The 19,559-nt window shown below is 72.7% G+C and carries 17 protein-coding genes; 14 read left to right on the forward strand and 3 right to left on the reverse strand.

Translation table 11 applies throughout. The annotated features are described in order from the left end of the window. Positions 1-192 precede the first annotated feature (192 nt). A complete protein-coding gene (locus ABZ078_RS05240) occupies positions 193-1,842 on the forward strand; it encodes an alpha/beta fold hydrolase (protein WP_356571808.1) in 1,650 nt (549 codons plus the stop codon). A 6-nt stretch (positions 1,843-1,848) separates the two neighbouring features. On the opposite strand, the gene ABZ078_RS05245 is transcribed toward ABZ078_RS05240, so the two are convergent. Further along, positions 1,849-3,207, reverse strand: a complete 1,359-nt coding sequence (locus ABZ078_RS05245) for a DUF2252 domain-containing protein (RefSeq protein ID WP_356571809.1) — start codon at positions 3,205-3,207, stop codon at positions 1,849-1,851. 281 nt (positions 3,208-3,488) lie between these two features. On the opposite strand from ABZ078_RS05245, the gene ABZ078_RS05250 reads away from it, so the two are divergent. After that, positions 3,489-4,679, forward strand: coding sequence for a winged helix DNA-binding domain-containing protein (locus ABZ078_RS05250; protein WP_356571811.1), 1,191 nt, complete (start codon positions 3,489-3,491; stop codon positions 4,677-4,679). A 79-nt stretch (positions 4,680-4,758) separates the two neighbouring features. Here the strand turns inward: ABZ078_RS05250 and ABZ078_RS05255 are convergent, their stop codons facing one another. Then, entirely contained in the window at positions 4,759-5,085 is a 327-nt protein-coding gene (locus ABZ078_RS05255; protein WP_356571813.1) for a hypothetical protein, read from the reverse strand. Positions 5,086-5,329: 244 nt separating this feature from the next. Between ABZ078_RS05255 and ABZ078_RS05260 the strand changes: the two genes are divergently transcribed. From ABZ078_RS05260 to ABZ078_RS05305, 10 genes are all read left to right on the forward strand, one after another. Further along, positions 5,330-5,695 carry an arsenate reductase family protein gene (locus ABZ078_RS05260; protein WP_356571815.1) on the forward strand — a complete coding sequence of 122 codons (366 nt, stop codon included), beginning with the start codon at positions 5,330-5,332 and terminating at the stop codon, positions 5,693-5,695. 126 nt (positions 5,696-5,821) lie between these two features. After that, the gene (locus tag ABZ078_RS05265; protein ID WP_356571817.1) at positions 5,822-6,523 is read left to right on the forward strand and encodes a hypothetical protein; all 702 of its coding nucleotides are present in this window, start codon (positions 5,822-5,824) and stop codon (positions 6,521-6,523) included. A gap of 239 nt (positions 6,524-6,762) precedes the next feature. Beyond that, positions 6,763-7,794 carry a glutamine synthetase gene (gene glnII / locus ABZ078_RS05270; protein ID WP_356571819.1) on the forward strand — a complete coding sequence of 344 codons (1,032 nt, stop codon included), beginning with the start codon at positions 6,763-6,765 and terminating at the stop codon, positions 7,792-7,794. Between the two features lie 68 nt (positions 7,795-7,862). After that, positions 7,863-9,749 carry a hypothetical protein gene (locus tag ABZ078_RS05275; protein ID WP_356571821.1) on the forward strand — a complete coding sequence of 629 codons (1,887 nt, stop codon included), beginning with the start codon at positions 7,863-7,865 and terminating at the stop codon, positions 9,747-9,749. A 34-nt stretch (positions 9,750-9,783) separates the two neighbouring features. Further along, positions 9,784-10,704, forward strand: a complete 921-nt coding sequence (locus ABZ078_RS05280; RefSeq protein WP_356571822.1) for a hypothetical protein — start codon at positions 9,784-9,786, stop codon at positions 10,702-10,704. Positions 10,705-10,953: 249 nt separating this feature from the next. Further along, on the forward strand, positions 10,954-11,517 hold the full coding sequence (locus ABZ078_RS05285) for a winged helix-turn-helix domain-containing protein (RefSeq protein WP_356571824.1): 564 nt from the start codon (positions 10,954-10,956) through the stop codon (positions 11,515-11,517). 70 nt (positions 11,518-11,587) lie between these two features. Next, positions 11,588-12,616 (forward strand): SDR family oxidoreductase, encoded by a 1,029-nt coding sequence (locus ABZ078_RS05290; RefSeq protein ID WP_356571826.1) that lies wholly within the window; start codon positions 11,588-11,590, stop codon positions 12,614-12,616. 53 nt (positions 12,617-12,669) lie between these two features. Continuing rightward, positions 12,670-13,950 carry a sensor histidine kinase gene (locus ABZ078_RS05295; RefSeq protein ID WP_356571828.1) on the forward strand — a complete coding sequence of 427 codons (1,281 nt, stop codon included), beginning with the start codon at positions 12,670-12,672 and terminating at the stop codon, positions 13,948-13,950. Beyond that, entirely contained in the window at positions 13,935-14,588 is a 654-nt protein-coding gene (locus ABZ078_RS05300; protein ID WP_356571830.1) for a response regulator transcription factor, read from the forward strand. Before ABZ078_RS05295 ends, ABZ078_RS05300 begins: the two co-directional genes overlap by 16 nt. A 202-nt stretch (positions 14,589-14,790) precedes the next feature. Next, positions 14,791-16,359: a DUF1996 domain-containing protein gene (locus ABZ078_RS05305; RefSeq protein ID WP_356571832.1), complete on the forward strand. Its 1,569-nt coding sequence runs from the start codon at positions 14,791-14,793 to the stop codon at positions 16,357-16,359. 78 nt (positions 16,360-16,437) lie between these two features. Here the strand turns inward: ABZ078_RS05305 and ABZ078_RS05310 are convergent, their stop codons facing one another. Then, positions 16,438-16,866: a hypothetical protein gene (locus tag ABZ078_RS05310; RefSeq protein ID WP_356571834.1), complete on the reverse strand. Its 429-nt coding sequence runs from the start codon at positions 16,864-16,866 to the stop codon at positions 16,438-16,440. 117 nt (positions 16,867-16,983) lie between these two features. Here ABZ078_RS05310 and ABZ078_RS05315 point away from each other — a divergent pair, with 117 nt between their 5' ends. After that, a complete protein-coding gene (locus ABZ078_RS05315) occupies positions 16,984-17,502 on the forward strand; it encodes a tetratricopeptide repeat protein (protein ID WP_356572090.1) in 519 nt (172 codons plus the stop codon). A gap of 74 nt (positions 17,503-17,576) precedes the next feature. Next, entirely contained in the window at positions 17,577-19,502 is a 1,926-nt protein-coding gene (locus ABZ078_RS05320) for a hypothetical protein (protein WP_356571836.1), read from the forward strand. The last annotated feature ends 57 nt before the right edge of the window (positions 19,503-19,559 follow it).

Genomic DNA, 19,559 nt, shown 5'->3' on the forward strand with positions numbered 1-19,559 from the left:
ATGTCCCGACGGGGCGCTGGGGAAGGACGGCCGTCCGTCGGTACGCAGTAAGCCGCCCCGAGTCCGCAGGGCGGCGCCTGCCCTGCGCGAAGCGGCGTGAGCTGCTCCGTTACGCGTGTCCAGCGTAGGGATCCGGTCACCGGGCGTGCACCTCCTTTTCCCGTGGCCCAAGTGCCGTGAATGAATGGGCGCATGACCGAGCTCTCCTCCGTGCTGTCCTCCTTCGCATACGCCCACGACGGTGAACTGCTCAGCGGTGTGTACGCCGGTGACGCCGAAGGCGCCGGGGCGGCCACCGTCGTTCTGCTGCACGGCGCGGGCAACGGCAGCAAGGAACGGCTGCTCCCGCTGCTCGCCGAGTTCGTGTCCCGCGGCTGCCGTGGGCTCGCCTTCGACTTCTCGGGGCACGGCGAAAGCACCGGGGAGCTGAGGGAGTTGAGCCTGCGGCGACGCTTCGAGCAGGCGGTGGCCGTCATCGACGCGCGCGTGCCGGCGGACGGCCCGCTGATCCTGGTCGGGTTCAGCATGAGCGGGCAGACGGTGTCGGACCTCGTCGCGCACTACGGGGAGCGCGTGGCGGCGGTGGGGCTGTGCGCGCCCGCGGTGTACGCCGAGGAGGCGTGGGACGTGCCCTTCGGGGCGGGCGACGGGCGGTTCAGCGAGATCATCCGCAGGCCGGACGGCTGGCGCGGGGCGCCCGCGCTCGACGTGCTGCGGGCGTACGAGGGCCGGGCGGTGCTCGCGGTGCCGGGAACGGACGCGGTCATCCCGCCGGCCGTGACGGAGGCGGTGCAGGACGCGCTGGCCGCCCGCGCCCGGTTCACGCGGTTCGAGGTGCCGGACGCGGAGCACAGGCTGGGGCTGTGGTTCCAGGAACACGCCGAGGACAGACGGGAGTTCGTGACGACCGTACTGACCGGCCTGGGCGACGGGGGCTGGACGGCCACCCGGTCATGGCTGGCCGAGCGGCTTCCCGAGGGCCGGACGGTCACCGGCACGGCCTTCGCGACGGGCGGTTGGAGCTCGCAGATGCGGCGGCTCACCCTCGACGACGGCACTCAGCTCGCGCTGCGCACCTTGGTGAAGCCCTTCTTCCGCCGGCACGCGCCGGGCCTGCTGACCCGGGAGGCGTCGATCCTCACCCTGCTCGCCGGCCAGGAGCGCGTCCCCGCGCCCCGGTTGGTCGCCGTCGACGCCACGGCCGAGCACTGCGACCACCCGTCGCTGCTGATGACCCTGCTGCCGGGCCGGGTGCGGGTCGACGAGGAGGACCTGGACCGTCGCCTGGACCTGCTGGCGGGCCAACTCGCCGCGGTCCACGGGGTCGTACCGGACGAGCGCCCGCGTACGTATCAGGCGTGGACGTCCCCGGAGCAGGTGCGCACTGCCGGCGGCGCGCTCTGGGAACGGGCCGTGGACGTGATCCGCCGCGAGCCCCCCGCCTACGAGGGGTGCTTCCTGCACCGGGACTTCCACCCGGGGAACGTGCTGTTCAGCGGCGCGGGCGGGCGGCTGCGGATCAGCGGTGTCGTCGACTGGGTGGAGACCTCCTGGGGCCCGGCCGACCTCGATGTCTCCCACTGCTCCACGGCGCTCGCGCTGCTGCACGGCCCGGAGCACGGGCTCGGCTTCCGGCAGCGGTACGAGGCGCACGGCGGGCGCCGCCTCGCCGACGCCGGCGACCACCTGTACTGGCGGCTGCTCGACGCCCTCGCCTACGCCCCCGACGCCGCGAAGCTCGCGGGGCCGTGGCGGGAGCTGGGGCGCACGGAGCTGACACCCGAGGTGCTGGGCGAGCGGCTGACCGCGTACGTGGGCGGGCTGCTGGAGTGGTACGGCTGACGGCGGTCAGATCCCGGGCGCGGCGCTGACGACCCCGGCCGCGACGGCCGCGCCCAGGACGGCGTGGTCGGCGGCGGTCTGGTCGGCGTAGGCCAGCGCGAAGTCGGTGACCGCGCGGTCGAAGGTGTCGGCGCCGCCGAGGCCGCCGGCGATGGCGATGCGGTCGCCGGAGCGGGCGTGGGCCCGGGCGAGGGCGGTGCCGCACAGCCGGGCGTAGGTCAGCAGGTCGTCCGGGCTCATCCCGGCGACGTCCGCGGTGCCCTTCATGTCGCGTAGCTGACGCCAGTAGAAGTCGCGGCCCTGCGGCCCGGACATCCAGCCGAGGAAGATGTCACCGGCGGCCTGCAACAGACGCTGGCCCGTGACCACGCGCCGGCCGTGGTGGACGTGCGGACCGCTCGGCAGGTGCTCCTCCAGGACGGACTGCCGCGCCTCCTTGATCTGGAGGAACAGCGGGTCGTCGGTGTCCCGTCCGGCGAGCAGCACGATGAAGCAGCGCAGGCCGACGCTGCCGACGCCGACGACCTTGCGGGCGGCGTCGACGAAGCGGTAGCGGTCCAGGAGCAGGCGGCGTTCCTCGGAGAGCGTCGAGCGGTAGTCGCTGAAGATCTTGCGCAGGAAGGCCATGTCGGAGGCGCCCGCGGGTTCCAGGAGCGGCGGGTCGTGGATGATGCGCCGACGTCCGTCGACCACGTCGGTCAGCTTGTCGAAGGCTTGCAGGCTGGTGCGGCGGCGGGCGCGGCCGAGGGTGGACGCGGCGCGGCGACGGTCCCGGGCGGTGCGGGCAGGCGGCAGGAGCTGCTCGGCCTCGACGCGCGTGTACCAGACCTCCAGCTCGCCGCGCCGGGCCAGCCTGCGGATCGCGGTGCGGTACGCGGTCACGGCGGCCAGGGTCGCGCGGCCGGCCTTGGCGTCCGGGTGGCCGCTCTCCCGGGCGGCCACGGCGACGGAGGCGGCGAGCCGTTTGACGTCCCACTCGAACGGGCCGGGAAACGTCTCGTCGAAGTCGTTCAGGTCGAACAGCAGGGTCCGTTCCGGGGAGGTGTACAGGCCGAAGTTGAGCAGGTGGGCGTCGCCGCACAGCTGGACGGTGAGCCCGGTGTGCGGGGCGGCGGCGAGGTCGGCGGCCATCACGGCGGCCGCGCCGCGCAGGAAGGCGAACGGGGACGCCGCCATGCGGCCGTATCTGATCGGCAGCAGCTCCGACAGCCGGTCGCGGCCCTGGCGTTCCAGTACGGCGACGGGGTCGGGGCGGTCGGCGGAGGGGACCCAGGCGGCGTGCGCGGAGCGGGCGACCTGTTTGCGGGCGGCCTTGCCGCGCAGGGCCCGGTCGGCGGGGGTGGCGGAGGCGCCGGGGGCGGTCATGACAGGCCGGCTCCGCGTCGGTGCGGCCCGTGCGGCGGCTGTGGCTGTCGTATGCCGTGCGTGTCCTGGCTGCCCATCGTGCCTCCCGCTGCCGCGCCCGCTCGGGCGGGTCGCCACCTCCTGATCGCAGTGAACGGCGGGACGGGCGAGGTGCGCATGCCGGGTACGGCAATCGGGTGACGGGGCCGGTGGCCGTCCGGCGGCGGGCCGTTGTCAGTGGCGTCCGGGAAGATGCGAGGCGACGGGGAAACCGTGTGACGGCATGACGGGTGGAGGCCGGGATGGGTGAGGGACCGCGGTACATCGGTGTGGCGGAGCGGCGGGCCCGGCTGGGGCTGCGGCATCGGCTGGCCGGGGCGGCGCGAGCGGCGCACCCCGTGGAGGTCGCCGATTCCCTGGTCGCCCTGCACGGCACCGATCCGGCGACCGTGTACCTGGCCGTGGGCGCGCGGCTGGCGGAGCCCGCGAAGACCGTCGCGGAGACCGAGCGGGCGCTGTACGAGGACCGGGCGCTGGTGCGGATGCACGGCATGCGGCACACGGTGTTCGTGTTCCCCGCCGGGCTGACGGCCGTCGTGCACGCCTCGACCGGCCTCGCGGTCGCCGCCCGGGAACGGGCCACGCTGGTCAAGCACATGGCGGCGGCGGGGGCGCCGGACGCGGCCTGGCTGGCGGAGGTCGAGCAGTCGGCGCTGGCCGCGCTGGCGCGGCGCGGGCAGGCGACGGCGGCCGAACTCGCCGAGGACGAGCCGCGGTTGCGCGAGCGGTTCGTGTACGGGGTCGGCAAGAGCTACGAGGGGATGCACACCGTCTCGACGCGGCTGCTGCGCGTGCTGGGCGTCGAGGGGAAGGTGGTGCGGGGCCGGCCCCTGGGCTCCTGGACGTCCTCGCAGTTCCGTTGGGCGGTGGCGCCCGAGCATCCCGAGCTGGACGTGGCCGGGGCCCAGGCGGAGCTGCTGCGCCGCTGGCTCGCGGCGTGCGGACCGGCGACGGAAGCCGACCTCAAGTGGTGGACGGGGTGGCGGGTGACGGAGGTGCGCCGGGCCCTGGCGGCGATCGGCGCGCAGGCCGTCTCGCTGGACGACGGGACGGGGTACGTCGCGGAAGGCGATGCGGACCCGGTACCGGAGCCCACCGAGCCGTGGGCGGCGCTGCTGCCCGCGCTCGACCCCACGGCGATGGGGTGGCAGCGGCGGGAGTGGTATCTGGCGCCGGAGCTGTGGCCGTCGCTGTTCGACCGGAGCGGCAACGTGGGGCCGACGGTGTGGTGGAACGGCCGGGTGGTGGGCGGCTGGGCCCAGCGCGGGGACGGGGAGGTCGTCTGGCGGCTGCTGGAGGACCTGGGGGGCGGGGAGCGGCGCGCGGCGGAGGCGGCGATCGCGGCGGAGGCGGAGCGGTTGCGGGGGTGGGTGGGGGCGGCTCGGGTGACGCCTCGGTTCCGGACGCCGTTGGAACGGGAGTTGGTGGGGTAGGGCGGGCGGCGGCCCTCGGCTCGACGGCGACGACAGCGCCGGGTGCCCCCCGGCAAGAGGGGGCACCCGGCGCCACGGCTTACCGCGCGTACCGCATCAGCGCCCGCACCATGTGGCACGTCGTCTCCGACGGCGGATGCACGCCGATCATCTGGGCGGTGCTCCGGATCGTCTCGTTACGAGCCTGGTTCGGCATGTAGACGCCCGAGTCGAGCAGGGCGATCGCCAGGCGCATGGCCTTGAGGCGGCGGTTGTGGGTGACGTACCACTCGCGTGGACGGCCCGGCGGCAGCGGCCGCTTCTCCACGGGCGCGTACGGCAGGTCGAGCAGTACCGGGTGCTTCGCGGTGGACTGGGTGGGCAGCGGCTTGCGGGTCGGCTTCGGCTTCAGTGCGGCAGCGGGCACAGGCATCCTCCTGTCGCGGTCGGAGCGCCGGCCGGCCTCCCGGCGACGCCCTTCGAACACTACGTACAGTCTACTGCCCGCCACTGACATTCGAAGGGCTGACGAGACGCCCAAATCGCCTGGTCAGAAAGTAAATTGTCACCCTGTCACAGCAGGTCCCGGAGGTGCGCGTGAGACCTCGTCAAAATCGAACACAGCCCTGCTGTCCGAGCTCGTGGGGACTGCGCGGGATACCGTGAGGCGCATGGAGATCTGGATCAACCCGGCCTGTTCCAAGTGCCGCAGCGCCATCAGCCTGCTCGACGCCGAGGGGGCCGACTACACCGTCCGCCGCTATCTGGAGGACGTGCCGACCGAGGACGAGATCCGGGACGTGCTCGACCGGCTGGGGCTCCAGCCCTGGGACATCACCCGGACCCAGGAGGCCGTCGCCAAGGAGCTCGGCGTCAAGGAGTGGGCCCGGGACGCCAGTTCACGGGACCGGTGGGTCAAGGCCCTGGCCGAGCACCCGAAGCTGATCCAGCGGCCGATCATCACCGCGGACGACGGCACGGCCGTCGTCGGGCGCACCGACGAGGCCGTACGGGACGCCCTGTCCCGCGAGAGCTGAGCCCCCGCTCGCTGCCCCCGCTTGATGTGACGCACGTTACTTCGGCGACCTCGGCAACCGCTGAGTAACCTCGTTCGGTATCTCGTACATAACGACGTTCGCTCCCCTACCTCTCAGGAGGCGCGCATGTCGCGTAGGAGAACTCTCGGTACGAAGAAGAAGCTCGCGCTGCTGGTGAGTGCGGCGACGGTGGCCGGAGGCGGTGCCTTCGTCATGGCGAGCACCTCGAACGCCTCGCAGACGCCGACGCTCAAGTCCGCCGCGGATTCCAGCGTCTGTCAGGGGCTCGCCACCGCCCTCGGCAACAACCAGCGGTTCATCGAGGGGCAACGGGCCAACCCGGACGCGCAGTCCGCTGCCCGGATCGCCAATCGCGAGGCCGTCATCGAGCAGATCGAGGTCCAGCAGGAAGCGTCCGGATGCGCGGTCGGGGAGTCGGCTCAGGGCTCCCAGGCTTCGCAGCCGGCGCAGGGCGGTCAGCAGGGCGGCGGCCAGCAGGCGGGGGGCGCCGCGCCGTCGCAGAGCGCCCCTGCGGGGAACGGCAACGCGGGGAACACCGGCGGCGGGGGCGCGGCCTCGGGCGGGCAGGTCTGCAACGGCTCGACGGTCACGCTCTCCGGCGAGGGCGGTGCCCCGGCCGCGTCCAGCAACCAGTTCCCGGCCGGCACGAAGCTGAAGGTCACCAACCTGGACAACGACAAGTCCACGACGGTGGAGGTGACGTCGGTCTCCGGTAGCTGTGTGCTGCTCAACGACGCCGCCTTCGAGCAGGTCCGTGAGCCCGGCAAGTTCCTGATCCGCCGTGCGGTGATCGAGAAGGTGGGGTGACGCCCGGCTGATGACGGCGTACGTGTCATGATCCTGTCGCTCGCGCGCGGCCCCGGGCGAGCGACAGGATCGACGCGTGAAACGCACCACACCACCCCCAGGTAACACGGGGTTCACATGCGAGCAATGACCGGGAAATCGCCTGTTGACAGGCTCGCGGACATCAACAGCGGCGCCTCAGTGCCGCAGCGCCGCAGCACCCGCAAGTGCGCCTGACCCACCCCCGAAGGATGTGGCCCGTGACCTTCAAGGCTGAGTACATCTGGATCGACGGCACCGAGCCGACGGCCAAGCTGCGTTCCAAGACCAAGATCATCGCGGGCTCGCCCGCCGGTCTCGACGCACTGCCGATCTGGGGCTTCGACGGGTCCTCCACCAACCAGGCCGAGGGCCACGCCTCGGACTGTGTGCTCAAGCCGGTCTTCACCTGCCCGGACCCGATCCGCGGCGGTGACGACGTGCTCGTGCTGTGCGAGGTCCTGAACATCGACCTCACCCCGCATGCCACCAACACCCGTGCCGCGCTCGTCGAGGTGGCGGAGAAGTTCGCCGCCCAGGAGCCGATCTTCGGCATCGAGCAGGAGTACACCTTCTTCCAGGACGGTTACCCGCTCGGCTTCCCCAAGGGCGGCTTCCCGGCCCCGCAGGGCGGCTACTACTGCGGTGTCGGCGCCGACGAGATCTTCGGCCGTGACGTCGTCGAGGCGCACCTGGACAACTGCCTGAAGGCGGGTCTGGGCCTCTCCGGCATCAACGCCGAGGTCATGCCCGGCCAGTGGGAGTTCCAGGTCGGCCCGCTCGCCCCGCTGGAGGTCTCCGACCAGCTGTGGGTGGCCCGCTGGCTCCTCTACCGCACCGCCGAGGACTTCGGCATCGCGGCGACGCTGGACCCGAAGCCGGTGAAGGGCGACTGGAACGGCGCCGGCGCGCACACCAACTTCTCCACGAAGGCCATGCGCGAGGGCTACGACGCGATCATCACCGCCTGCGAGTCGCTCGGTGAGGGCTCCAAGCCGCTCGACCACGTCAAGAACTACGGCGCCGGCATCGACGACCGGCTGACGGGCCTGCACGAGACCGCCCCGTGGAACGAGTACTCCTACGGCGTCTCCAACCGCGGCGCCTCGGTCCGCATCCCGTGGCAGGTCGAGAAGGACGGCAAGGGCTACATCGAGGACCGCCGCCCGAACGCCAACGTCGACCCGTACGTGGTGACCCGCCTGCTCGTCGACACCTGCTGCTCCGCGCTGGAGAAGGCCGGCCAGGTCTGATCCGCCCAGCGGCTCCATGAGGGGCGCCCGCCGTCTTGGCGGGCGCCTTTCTGCGTATCGTGCGCCGCATGGGGACCGACGGGGTGGACTGGGCCGCGCTCACGCACGCGCACGGTTCGGCGGAGGACGTACCGGGGCTGCTGCGCGCGATGGAGTCCGAGGACGCGGACGCGCGCGAGCGGGCCATGGACGCGCTGGACTCCGCGCTGTGCCGCCACGGGGACGTGTACGCGGCGACCGCGCCCGCGGTGCCCCACCTGGCCCGGCTCGCCCTGCACGGCCCCGGCCACCGCGTCGAGCTGCTGCGGCTGCTCGCGGACATCGCGGACGGCTACGGGCGGCCCGACGAGCGGAACGCCGCCCGGCGGGCCGTGGCGGTCGCGCTGCCGTCCCTGCTCTCCTTCGCCCACGACGCCGACACGCGCGTACGGGACACCATGCTGCTCCTGATCGCGGCGTGCGGCCGGCCGTACGCCCTGCCGCTGCTTCCCCTGCTGCGGGCCCGGCTGGACGCGGAGCCCGACCCGGCGGTGCGGAGCCGGGCGGTGACCGCGCTGGCGCTGCTCGGCGCGGGGGACGGCCACTGGCGGCACGGGCTGCTCGGCGACCCCGAGCCGCGCGTGCGGCTCGCCGCGGCCGAGGATCTGCTGCGCACCTGCGAACCGCCCCTGCCCGGCGCGCTGGTGGACGTCTGCGCGCGGGCCTACGCCGCCGATCCGCACCCGCGCGAGCGCGGCTACTGGCCGCTCCCCCACCTCCCCTTCACCGAGCGCCTCCTGGAGGATCCCGAGGCCGCGCTGCGGGCCCTCGCCACGGGCGTGCCGCGTACGGGCCGCCCGCGGGATCCCGACGACGAGGTGGCGTGGGTGACGCTCGCCCACGGGATCACCGATCACTGGCGGGGCCGCGAGGCGGACGTGCTCCCCTGGGCACTGCGCGCCATGCGGGGCGACCCGTGGGAGGTGAACTGGCTGGCGCAGATGGCCTGCGCGCTGCCGCCGCGGCAGCGTGCGCGCGTACGCGACCACGTGCTGCCCCACCTCGCCTCGGAGGTCCCGGACACGCGGGCGACGGCGGTCACCGCGCTGGCACGCGCGCGCGTACCGCAGGCGGTGGCGGAGACCGTACGACTGGTCGAGGAGCAACCGGGTGCGTACGTCACCGTCCGCGCCGTCACGGCGGTGGCCGAGGTGTTCGGTGCCGACGCGCGGGCGGCCGCGCGGGCCGTGGTCCGGCGTCTGGCAGACGCTCACTCGGAGCTGGTCAGGGTGCTGGCACGGTTCCCGGAGGTGGCGGTGGACGTCGTGGACGAACTCGCCGCGCTGCTGACGCGGCAGGGCACCGGATACCCGCCGGTCGCGGTCGAGGTGCTGGGCCGGCTGGGCCCCGCCGCCGGCGCCGTGGGCGAGCGGGCGCTGCGGACGTGCGTGGTCGAGGGTGTCCACTCCTCCGTCTCGGCGGTGGCGGCGGTGGCGCACTGCCGGGTCGGCGGGGACCCCGGCCTGGCGCTGTCCCACCTCCGGCGGGAGCTGAGCGACGGACCGTCGGCCTGGTCGGCGCACCTCGCGGGCGAACTCGGTCCCGCGGCCGTGCCGTTGCTGCCGTTCATCGAGCCGTACCTGGCACCCGATGCCGGCCTCGGCGCCCGCGCGGAGGCCGCACAGGCCGTCTGGCGCATCACGGGCCGGACCGAGGACACCCTGGAGCCGGTGGCCCTGCGGGCGCTCGCGTGGGAAAAGGTCTACCCCGGCCGGCGCCACCCCGTGGAGACCCTCACGGAGATGGGGCTCCTCCCCCGCTTCGCGGTGGCCCCGCTGCGGAGCGCGGCCGAGTCGCCACGACGGATCATCCACGACGGCCTGAGTCTCGGCGACGACCCGCATCCGGACTATGTCGTACGGGACGCCGTCCGAGAGCTGCTGGCCACCGCGCAGATCGTCGAAACCGCCGGCTGATCGCGTTGTCAGTGGGGCGTGTCATGGTGGGGGCATGGAGATCGACGGGGGCCTGGCCATCAAGGTCGAGACGGAGAACTGGCAGACGCACGCGCGGATTTCGGCGGGGCGGCTGCGTGAGCTGGTGGAGCGGATCGGGAGTCGCGGGGACCGGTTCCTGATCCTGCAGCGGATACCGGACCTGCCCGACGTGTTCGCCCAGGTGTGGCACGAGGAGGGCGGGGACTACCGGCTGGAGCACCGGCTGGGCGAGGACGCGTTCCACGGCACGGATCTCGCCGACGCCGGACGGGTGGCGGAGCTGCTGACCGGCTGGGCACGGCAGGACCCCGGTTGGGACACGGGCGTGGAGTGGGAGCCGATCGACCTGGGGCCGCAGGAGGAGGTGCCGGAGCTGCCCGACGACGTACGGCAGAAGGTCGAGGAGCGTGTCCGGGCTCGGTTGCGCTGCGGGTACGACAGCCGGGCCGTGCTCGTCGAGATCGCCGAGGATCACCTCGTCGACGGTGACCTGCGGCCGGTGTCCACGGCCCAGGCGTGGCAGCTTGTGGACCGGCTGTGGTGGGAGCGGCTCGCCGAGCAGGAGGCGTGGGAGGGCGTCACCGACCCGGAGCGGCTCAGCAGCGCCTTCGAGGCGCTGGAGGCCGGCGGCATCACCGCCCGGGAGAACTTCGCGTGCTGCCGGGGGTGCGGCATGACCGAGATAGGCGCGGAACGCGCGGACGCGCGGGGATTCGTCTTCTTCCACCAGCAGGCCACGGAGCACGCCGCGGACGGGCACGGGCTGTCCCTGTACTACGGCGGGTTCGACGGCTCCGAGGAGACCACCACCGCCGTCGGACACGAGGTCGTCGCCGCGCTCGCCGGCGTCGGACTTTCCACGGAGTGGGACGGTTCTCCGGGCAGAGCGATCAACGTCACGCCGCTGACCTGGCACAAACGGCTGGAGGGATGAGACGCGGGGTCCCCTCCGGGGCGGCTGTCTGCTTCAATGGGGGCATGTTCGGCATCCAGAAGCACTCCGCGACAGGTCGCCATGACCTCGAGCCCTTCTGGCCTTCCCGTCAGCACCACGACTTCGACCGGGTGTGTTGCCGCGCGGTGACCGCGCGGGCCCGGTAAAGCCGTATTTTCTCGGCCTTCGGCCGGCGCGAAACGACGTACGTCTCCCCACGGACCTCTCGCGCGAAAGAGCTGACCTCTCATGGCGACCACTCGTTCTCTGCCCACCGCCACGCTCGACTCCCCCGACTCCCCCACCCCGAACGGTGCACGGCATCATCTGCGTGCCGTGGACCGGGACGAGGTGCTCGACGTGGCGGACCTCCTGCCGCCGGGAGCCACCTGGCTGCCCGCTCCCCAGCACTCCCTGCCCACACTGCCGGGACAGCCGCCGATGATCGGCTACCTGGTCCTCGTCCCGGCCGACCAGCGGCCGCCGGTCGCGCCGGTGCCGTCGCCCCGCGCCGGCGACGACCCGCTCGTCAGCGTCGACACCGTGCGGCGCACCGCCGCCGTCGACGGACGTGAACTCGACCTCACCTACCTGGAGTTCGAGCTCCTCGCCCACCTGGTGGCCAACCCCCATCGCGTGCACACCCGCGACCAGCTCGTCACGACGGTGTGGGGCTACGGCCATGTCGGGGACGGCCGTACCGTCGACGTCCACATCGCCCGGCTGCGCCGCAAGCTGGGCGCCGAGCACCGGGACACCATCCGGACGGTGCGGAGGGTGGGCTACAAGTACGCCCCGCCGGCCGGACGCTGATCCTCCGCCGGCCTTCTGCTGTCGGCAGAGTCCCGTTACGTCCCGCGTCGGCGCCGGGCACAGTCAGGGCATGAAGCTACTGATCCTGGGTGGTACGGAGTTCGCGGGACGGGCCGTCGCGGAGGCGGCCCTCGGGCGCGGCTGGGAGGTGACCGTCTTCCACCGGGGGCGGCACGAGCCCCCGGCCGGGGTGCGGTCGCTGCACGGTGACCGCACCGCGCCCGACGGGCTCGCCGCCCTCGCGGAGGCGGAGGGCGACTGGGACGCCGTCGTCGACACCTGGTCGGCGGCGCCGCGTGCCGTACGGGACTCGGCGCGGCTGCTGCGGGGCCGCGCCGGGCGGTACGTGTACGTGTCGAGCTGCTCGGTGTACCGGTGGGCGCCGCCCGCCGGGCACGCCGAGGACGCGCCGCTGGTGGAGGGCGCCGAGGCCGACGCGGAGCAGACCGAGTACGCGCAGGACAAGCGGGGCGGGGAGCTGGCCGCGGTCGAGGCCTTCGGTGCGGACCGCTCGGTGCTGGTGCGCACGGGGCTGCTGCTCGGGCCGTACGAGAACGTCGGCCGACTGCCCTGGTGGCTGAACCGGATCGCGCGCGGCGGCCCGGTGCTGGCGCCGGGACCGCGCGACCTGCCCCTCCAGTACGTCGACGTCCGCGACCACGCGGAGTGGATCCTGGGCGCGGTGGAGCGGGAGCTCAGCGGGCCGTACAACCTCGTCAGCCCCCAGGGCCACACCACCATGGGCGAGTTGCTCGACGCCTGCGTGGCCACCGTCGGTGGGACCGCCGAGCTGCGCTGGACCGACCCCGAGGTGATCCTGGACGCGGGCATCGAGCCGTGGACCCAGTTGCCGGTGTGGGTGCCGCCGGGCAGCGACCTGCATGACGCCCTGCACGGCGCGGACGTGTCCAGGGCCGTGGCGACGGGGCTGCGCTGCCGTCCCGTCGCCGAGACCGTCGCCGACACCTGGCGCTGGCTGAGGGACGCCGGGGGCACCGCGCCCCAGCGGCCGGACCGGACCAGGAAGGGGCTCGACCCGGAGGTGGAGGCGAAGGTGCTCGCGGAGGTCATGGAGGGTGTACCTGGCACCACCCCCTGATCCGGGGGCTCGGCCCCGTGACCTCCGCCCGCGGCCTCGGCGAGACTGACGCCATGACCAACGACAGGAAAAGCGGGGGCGGTTCGAGGGCACGGGGCATGGGGCTCGCCGCACTGCGGGGGCTGGCGCTGGCACTGGTGTCCCTGCCGGGGGCCGTCCTGTGCTTCACCCTCTCCCTCGTGTCCCTCGCGCTCATCCCGATCGGCGTCGGCCTCGTCACGACGCCGTATGTGCTGAACGGCGTCAGGGCGTTCGCGAACTGGCGGAGAGTCCTCGCCGCCGAGTGGGGCGGGGTGCGGATCCCGTCGGCGTACCGGCCGTTGCCGTCGCCATGGGTCGCCAATCCGTGGACGCGCACCTTCGGGATGCTGCGCGATCCGGCGACCTGGCGGGACCTCAGGTGGCTGCCGGTCGACATGACGGCCGGGTTCCTCACCGCGCTGCTGCCGGCCGTACTGCTGTTCTACCCGCTGGAGGGGTTCGCCATCGCGGCCGGGCTGTGGCGGGTGTTCACGGACTCAGCCGGCGGCACCTACTGGTACGGCTTCGTGCCGGTCACCGGACAGGCGTCCGCGCTCGGCGCCGGCGCCCTGGCCGCCGTACTGCTCGTGTTCGCCCACTTCTACACCCCACGCCTCCTTCTGACCCACTTCCGGCTCACCCGGGCGGTCCTCGGCTCCCATCAGGGCGAACTGGCCGAGCGGGTAAGGGTGTTGACCGAGACCCGACGGGACGCCGTCGACACCTCCGCCGCCGAACTGCGCCGTATCGAACGCGACCTGCACGACGGGGCACAGGCCCGCCTGGTCGCGATGGGAATGGACCTGGGCACCATCGAGATGCTGCTCGACAAGGACCCCGAGCAGGCCAGGCAACTGCTCGCGCAGGCCCGCAAGTCCTCCGCCGACGCGCTCGCCGAGCTGCGCGACCTCGTGCGCGGCATCCACCCGCCCGTGCTCGCCGAGCGCGGACTCGGGGACGCGGTCAGGGCGTTGGCGCTGCGCCTGCCGGTCACCACCGAGGTGAACGCGGAGCTGCCCGGGCGTGCGGAGGAGCCCGTGGAGTCGGCGGCGTACTTCGCGGTCAGCGAGGTGCTCACCAACGCGGTCAAACACGCGGACGCCGACCGGATCTGGATCGACCTGCACCACAGGGACGACATGCTGCGCGTCACCGTCACCGACAACGGCAGGGGCGGCGCGGTGATCGGGGCCGGCTCCGGACTGTCCGGAGTCGAGCGGCGACTGGGTACATTCGACGGCGTCCTGGCCGTCAGCAGTCCCGCGGGCGGCCCCACCATGGTCACCATGGAGATTCCTTGCGCGTTGTCCTAGCCGAAGACCTGTTCCTCCTGCGCGACGGACTCGTCCGGCTTCTTCAGGCCTACGACTTCGAGATCGCGGCCGCCGTGGAGACCGGCCCCGAGCTGACCCGGGCACTGGCCGAGCTGGAGCCGGACGTCGCCGTCGTCGACGTCCGGCTGCCGCCGACGAACACCGACGAGGGGTTGCAGTGCGCGCTTCAGGCCCGCCGCAGGAAGCCGGGGCTTCCGGTGCTCGTCCTCTCCCAGCACGTGGAGCAGCTGTACGCGCGTGAGCTGCTCGCCGACGGCAGTGGCGCGGTGGGGTACCTGCTGAAGGACCGGGTGTTCGACGCGGACCAGTTCGTGGACGCGGTACGACGGGTCGCGGCCGGCGGCACGGCGATGGACCCGCAGGTGATCCAGCAGTTGCTGACCCGGCGCGCGGCCGACGACCAGCCGCTGGCCCGGCTCACGCCCCGCGAGACGGAGGTGCTGGAGCTGATGGCGCAGGGGCGGTCGAACGCGGCGATCGCCGACCGGCTGGTCGTCACGGAGCGGGCGATCGCCAAGCACACCGCCAACATCTTCGCCAAACTCGGCCTGGAGGTGTCGGACGACGACAACCGTCGCGTGCTGGCGGTTCTCGCGTATCTCGACCACGGCCGGTGAAAACGGACCAGCCCATTCACCCGCCGTGCGGGATCAACAACTGCCGGTGTTTCCGGGGCGGTTGAGGACACGGCGTCCTCACGAATCCGCCGACAATTTCCGGGACGGCTGAACACCCCTGGGACGCGCTCCGTATGAGAAGGAGCCGCTTCACTCCTGTCGGGCGCCTCGATGCCCCGAAAAAGGAAGTCAGAGGAGTTCCATGGGACGCAACACAAGAAAACGCCGTACGCCGCTGGCCACCAAGGCCATTGCCGCATCGGCGGCCCTAGCGCTCGGTGGGGGCGGGCTTGTCTGGGCCAACTTCTATGCTTCGGCTCACGAGGACGACAACTCTGGGTGGAACCGGACGAGGTCCGCGAACGCCCAGGTCGCGACCATCAACTGCCCGGACGTCGGCCAGCAGCTGACGGACGTTCCGCAGAGCGCGCGCAACGGCGTCGCCAAGGAGCTGGCGCTGCTCGACAAGCAGATCACGGACGCCTACGCGCGCCTCGCGGACACGCGTCAGGCGCAGGCAGGTGACCCGGGCTTCGTCAACAACGCCATCCTCGGCCCGCTGAAGTCCAAGCGGGTCGCCACTCTGGACCGGATCCGCATCAACATCAACCGCGTGGGCGGCGAGGCTCCGGGGAGTCTGCAGGACCTCGCCGAGTGCCAGGGCGTCCCGGCCGAACAGCCGGAGACGAACGACGGCAACGGTGACGGCGGGCAGAACAACGACGGCCAGGACCAGAACAACGACGGTCAGGACAACGGTCAGGACAACGGCCAGGACCAGGGTCAGGACCAGGGCCAGGACAACGGCCTGGATCCGGTGCCCGAGGGCAACGGCGGCCAGGCCGGCAACGGCCCGGTGGCTGCCGACTTCGTCAACATCGAGGACGTCCAGCCCAACTCCCGCAACCTGCCGAACGGTCTGGCGGCGAACGGGGACACCGGCTCCACCGGCTCCTTCACCACGGAGTGCGGTACCAACGGCAACGACCTGTTCAACACCGACAACCTGATCGTCGCCCCGGGTGTGGACAACGGCGCCCACCACACGCACGACTACGTCGGCAACCAGGACAACGACGCCTTCTCCAGCGACGAGGACCTCGCCAACGCGGACACCTCGTGCCAGAACCCGGCGGACAAGTCCACCTACTACTGGCCGGTGCTCCGGCTCCAGGACGGCTCCGACGAGTTCGACGCCGATCAGGCCGGCGGTGGCGCCGAGGGCAACGTCGGCACGATCCTGGAGGCCAGCCAGGCGGAGATCAAGTTCGTCGGCAACAAGCAGGGCGACGTCGTGGCGATGCCGAAGTTCCTGCGCATCATCACCGGTGACGCCAAGGCCTTCACCAACGGTCTCGCCAACGCCAACACCTCGTTCAGCTGCACCGGCTTCGAGGACAGGCAGGTGACGGACAAGTACGTGATCTGCCCCGAGGGCAGCCAGGTGGTGCGCACGTCCAACTTCCAGAGCTGCTGGGACGGACAGAACATCGACAGCGCCAACCACCGTGACCACGTGGCGTTCGTCCAGGCCGACGGCAGCTGCGCGAACGGCTTCCAGGCCATCCCGCAGCTCCAGATCCGCCTGGTGTACGACGTACCCGCCCCGACCGTCGAGAACGGTCAGGTGCAGAACCCGTACGCCGTGGACGGCTTCCCGGAGCAGCTGCACAAGCCGATCACCGACCACAACGACTTCATCAACGTCATGGACGAGGACCTGATGAACCAGGTGGTCGAGTGCATCAACTCCGGCCAGGACTGCCAGTGACGCCCTAGGCGGGCGGGCATGCGAGAGCCGGCGGTGGATCTCCCACCGCCGGCTTTCGCGTGCCCCGGGTCTGTGTGGTCAGCTCTTGTGGTCGGCAGTGTGGCCGTCCGAGTGACCGGAGTGGTCGGTCCCTATCTCTATGTCCCCGCCCAGCTCGCCCCGCAGCGCCGTCACCACGCTCTCATGACCGACGGCGACCCACTTGCGGCCCACGAGGTAATAGCCGCCGTAGTCCTTGGCGGTGTTGATCCACTCCCGCTGGCCGCGGTCGGTGGCGAAGGTGGCGAGGATGTACTTCTCCTTGCCGGTTCTGCAGATGGCCTGGCGGATCTCGTCGGCGTCGGTCTGCATGTTCGGGTCGCACTTCGCCCTGGCTGCCAGAGACTCCAGGCTGCCGGTCGCCGTCTTGGGCACGTCGGCCTCCTCACCACCGCCGGAGCCGCAGCCCGCCAGCGCGAACACCGCGGCCGTGCCGGCCAGCGCGAGCCTCGGTCGGGTCAACCTCATCTGTTCCTCCGGTCCCTTCCGGCGACATGCCGTACGGGGCCCCGGCGAGGGGCCCTCGTGTTCGATACGGCTGCGGCGCCCGGAGCGCTCAAAATACCGGTGCGCTCCCTGATACGCCTGTGCGAGGGTGAGCCGGTGAACCGGGACTGGGAAGATCGCGTCACCGCCGCGTGGGCGGCCTTCGACGACTACGCCGAGGACGAAGGGGCGGACTTCCGGGCGGTGATCGACGCCCTCGTCGCCGAACTGCCCGACGACAGCCCGCTGGGCCCCTTCGAGCAGGCGTGCGCCTGGGACTCCACCGGGCACTCCGACAAGGCGGTACCGCTGTACCAGGAGGCTCTCGACCGAGGGCTGACCGGCTACAGGGGCCGGCGGGCCAGGATCCAGATGTCCAGCTCGCTGAGGAACATCGGCCGGGCGGAGGAGGGCGTCAAGCTGCTGACCCCGGAGCTGGACGCGCCCTCCGACGAGCTCGACGACGCGGTACGGGCGACGCTCGCCCTGTGCCTGTCGAGCCTCGGGCGGGACCGCGAGGGCCTGTCCCTGGTCCTGGGCGCCCTGGCGCCGCATCTGCCGCGCTACCAGCGCTCCATGGCGAACTACGCCCGAGCGCTGGTGGAGCCCGAGGGCTGAGTCGGGCCCCGGAGAACGCGTCCGGGGGCTCCGGGTGACGGTGACCAACCGACGATTCGCTCGTTCTGCTGAACGTGCAGTCACAGGATGTCGCCCCGCGCCCCGCCCCCGCCCCGGCCGACCCGGTCGTCGACGTCGAGCGGGCCGAGGCCGCGCTCGTCGAGCACTACCCGCGTCTGGTCCGGCTCGCCTACCTGGTGCTGCCGCCGAGCCTCGGCCGCAACCGGCGCGTGGTGACCGCGCACTCCCTCACCCAGCGCGCGCTGCCCCGCGGCCGGGCGACCACGGCACCCGTGATCCCGGCCCAGCAGACCGGCCGTGAAGGCGACCTGGGATACGCCTTCCTGCGCCTGCGCGTCCTGCGTACGGCGCTGGAGGCGGGCCGGCCGCTCAAGCGCCTCGCCTGGCCCAGGCGCTCCCAACTGCCGCCCGTGCTGCCCCAGGTCTGGGGCCTGCGCCTCTTCCCCACGTCGGGCGGCGCCGACGAACTCGCCCTGGACCAGCGGCTGTCGGCGCTGTCCGGCCCGGCGCGGGCCGCCTACGTCCTGCGCGGCCTGGAGAAGCTCCCGGACGACGACGTACGCGAAGTGCTGTCGGCGGCCGGCGTCGAGGACGTGGACGACGCGCTGGAGGAGGCGGACACGGTCGAGGCGCGGTACGCGCTGCTCGACTCCCCGGAGTTCGACCCCTGCTCGCTGCACGCCCGGCCCACCGACCTGATGCGGCGCAGGCAGCACGCCAAGGCCGCGCTCGCCGCCGGGGCCGCCCTCCTGGTGTGCGGGGCGCTGCTCGGCCTGCCCGGCGAGGGCTGGAGCCCGGACGGTCCGGCCGCGCCCCCGTACGCGCAGAACCCGGCGGCCGAGGCCGCCCTCGACCCGGCCCAGTTGACGAAGGTCCCCGCGCTGGCCTGGCAGTCCGCCGCGCGCACCGACTTCTCGGTGTGGCCGGCGCGCGGCGACCTCACCGACGACTCGGCCCTGCTGCGCCGCGCCCTCGCGGTGTGGGCCCGCCCCGGCGAGACGGTCGCGGTCTCGGCGACCCCCGGCACTCCGTCGGGCGGCCCGCCCGGGGCGCCCCAACTGCTGTACGCGGGCAACGTCGACAACGCCCGCGTGGTGATCCTCTACGACGGCCTGCGCATCGCCCGTTACGCCGAGCCGAAGGACGGCACGGCCGGCGCCGCCCTGGACTTCTCCCGGGTCGACGGCGCGACCAGGACCGAGGCGAGCGCGGTGGTGCTGAGCCGGGCCGACGGCAACGTCCGCTATCTGATGGCGCCGTGGGTGAAGAAGGCGGCCGAGCGGGACCTGCTGAAGCCGCGGACCGGGGCGATGGGCCTGACCATGACCGACGGCGTCACCTCACCCATGGCGAGCCCCGCCACCCAGCGGTCCGGCACCTGCACGTCCTGGAACGCCCTTCAGGTCACCGACAGCACCGGCACCCGCCTGCTGACCGACCTGGCCGAACTGGTCCCGGCCCGCCTGACGACGGGCCGTCCCGGTGCGGTCGCGGACGTGTCCGGACCGGCGGCGCTGCGCGCCTGGGCGCCGTACTCCTGCTCGCTGGGCTCGCTGCGCTCCGCGGGCGTGCGCACGGTCAACGCCTGGACGTACGCCCGGCATCCGCTGCCCGACGGGACCGGCACGGGGGACTGGGTGTGCACGCGTGCCGAGACCTGGCGGGGCGGCGGCGAGCGGGTGCTGGCCCAGTTCCGGACGCCGGGCACGACGCAGGCGGCGGTGGTGGCGAAGGCGCAGAACGTGTCGGCATGCGGGGCGCGGGATCCGCATGTGCTGGCCGGCGTGCTGTGGAAGGCGCAGCCGGGCGACTGGTACCTGCTGGCGGCGGGCGCCCGGGACACGGAGTCGATCCGGGCCACGGGCGGAGTCCAGGGCACCTCCCAGGGCAGCCTCTTGACCGTACGGGCCAATCAGGGCGCCCAGGCCGAGCTCAAGGGCACGCTGGAGAGCGGACGCTCGATCAACGGGCTCGGGTGAGATCGGCGGCACGGCGAGGAACGCCTTGCTGACAGTCATGTAAACAAGGTCGCGCAC

Origin of the sequence: Streptomyces sp. NPDC006385 (genome assembly GCF_040612485.1) — a bacterium.
In the GTDB taxonomy this organism is placed as follows: domain Bacteria; phylum Actinomycetota; class Actinomycetes; order Streptomycetales; family Streptomycetaceae; genus Streptomyces.

Coding starts and splice junctions, on each gene's coding strand:
- ABZ078_RS05240 (WP_356571808.1), top strand. CDS start 193: ATGACCGAGCTCTCCTCCGTGCTGTCCTCCTTCGCATACGCCCACGAC.
- ABZ078_RS05245 (WP_356571809.1), bottom strand. CDS start 3,207: ATGACCGCCCCCGGCGCCTCCGCCACCCCCGCCGACCGGGCCCTGCGC.
- ABZ078_RS05250 (WP_356571811.1), top strand. CDS start 3,489: ATGGGTGAGGGACCGCGGTACATCGGTGTGGCGGAGCGGCGGGCCCGG.
- ABZ078_RS05260 (WP_356571815.1), top strand. CDS start 5,330: ATGGAGATCTGGATCAACCCGGCCTGTTCCAAGTGCCGCAGCGCCATC.
- ABZ078_RS05265 (WP_356571817.1), top strand. CDS start 5,822: ATGTCGCGTAGGAGAACTCTCGGTACGAAGAAGAAGCTCGCGCTGCTG.
- ABZ078_RS05275 (WP_356571821.1), top strand. CDS start 7,863: ATGGGGACCGACGGGGTGGACTGGGCCGCGCTCACGCACGCGCACGGT.
- ABZ078_RS05280 (WP_356571822.1), top strand. CDS start 9,784: ATGGAGATCGACGGGGGCCTGGCCATCAAGGTCGAGACGGAGAACTGG.
- ABZ078_RS05285 (WP_356571824.1), top strand. CDS start 10,954: ATGGCGACCACTCGTTCTCTGCCCACCGCCACGCTCGACTCCCCCGAC.
- ABZ078_RS05290 (WP_356571826.1), top strand. CDS start 11,588: ATGAAGCTACTGATCCTGGGTGGTACGGAGTTCGCGGGACGGGCCGTC.
- ABZ078_RS05295 (WP_356571828.1), top strand. CDS start 12,670: ATGACCAACGACAGGAAAAGCGGGGGCGGTTCGAGGGCACGGGGCATG.
- ABZ078_RS05305 (WP_356571832.1), top strand. CDS start 14,791: ATGGGACGCAACACAAGAAAACGCCGTACGCCGCTGGCCACCAAGGCC.
- ABZ078_RS05310 (WP_356571834.1), bottom strand. CDS start 16,866: ATGAGGTTGACCCGACCGAGGCTCGCGCTGGCCGGCACGGCCGCGGTG.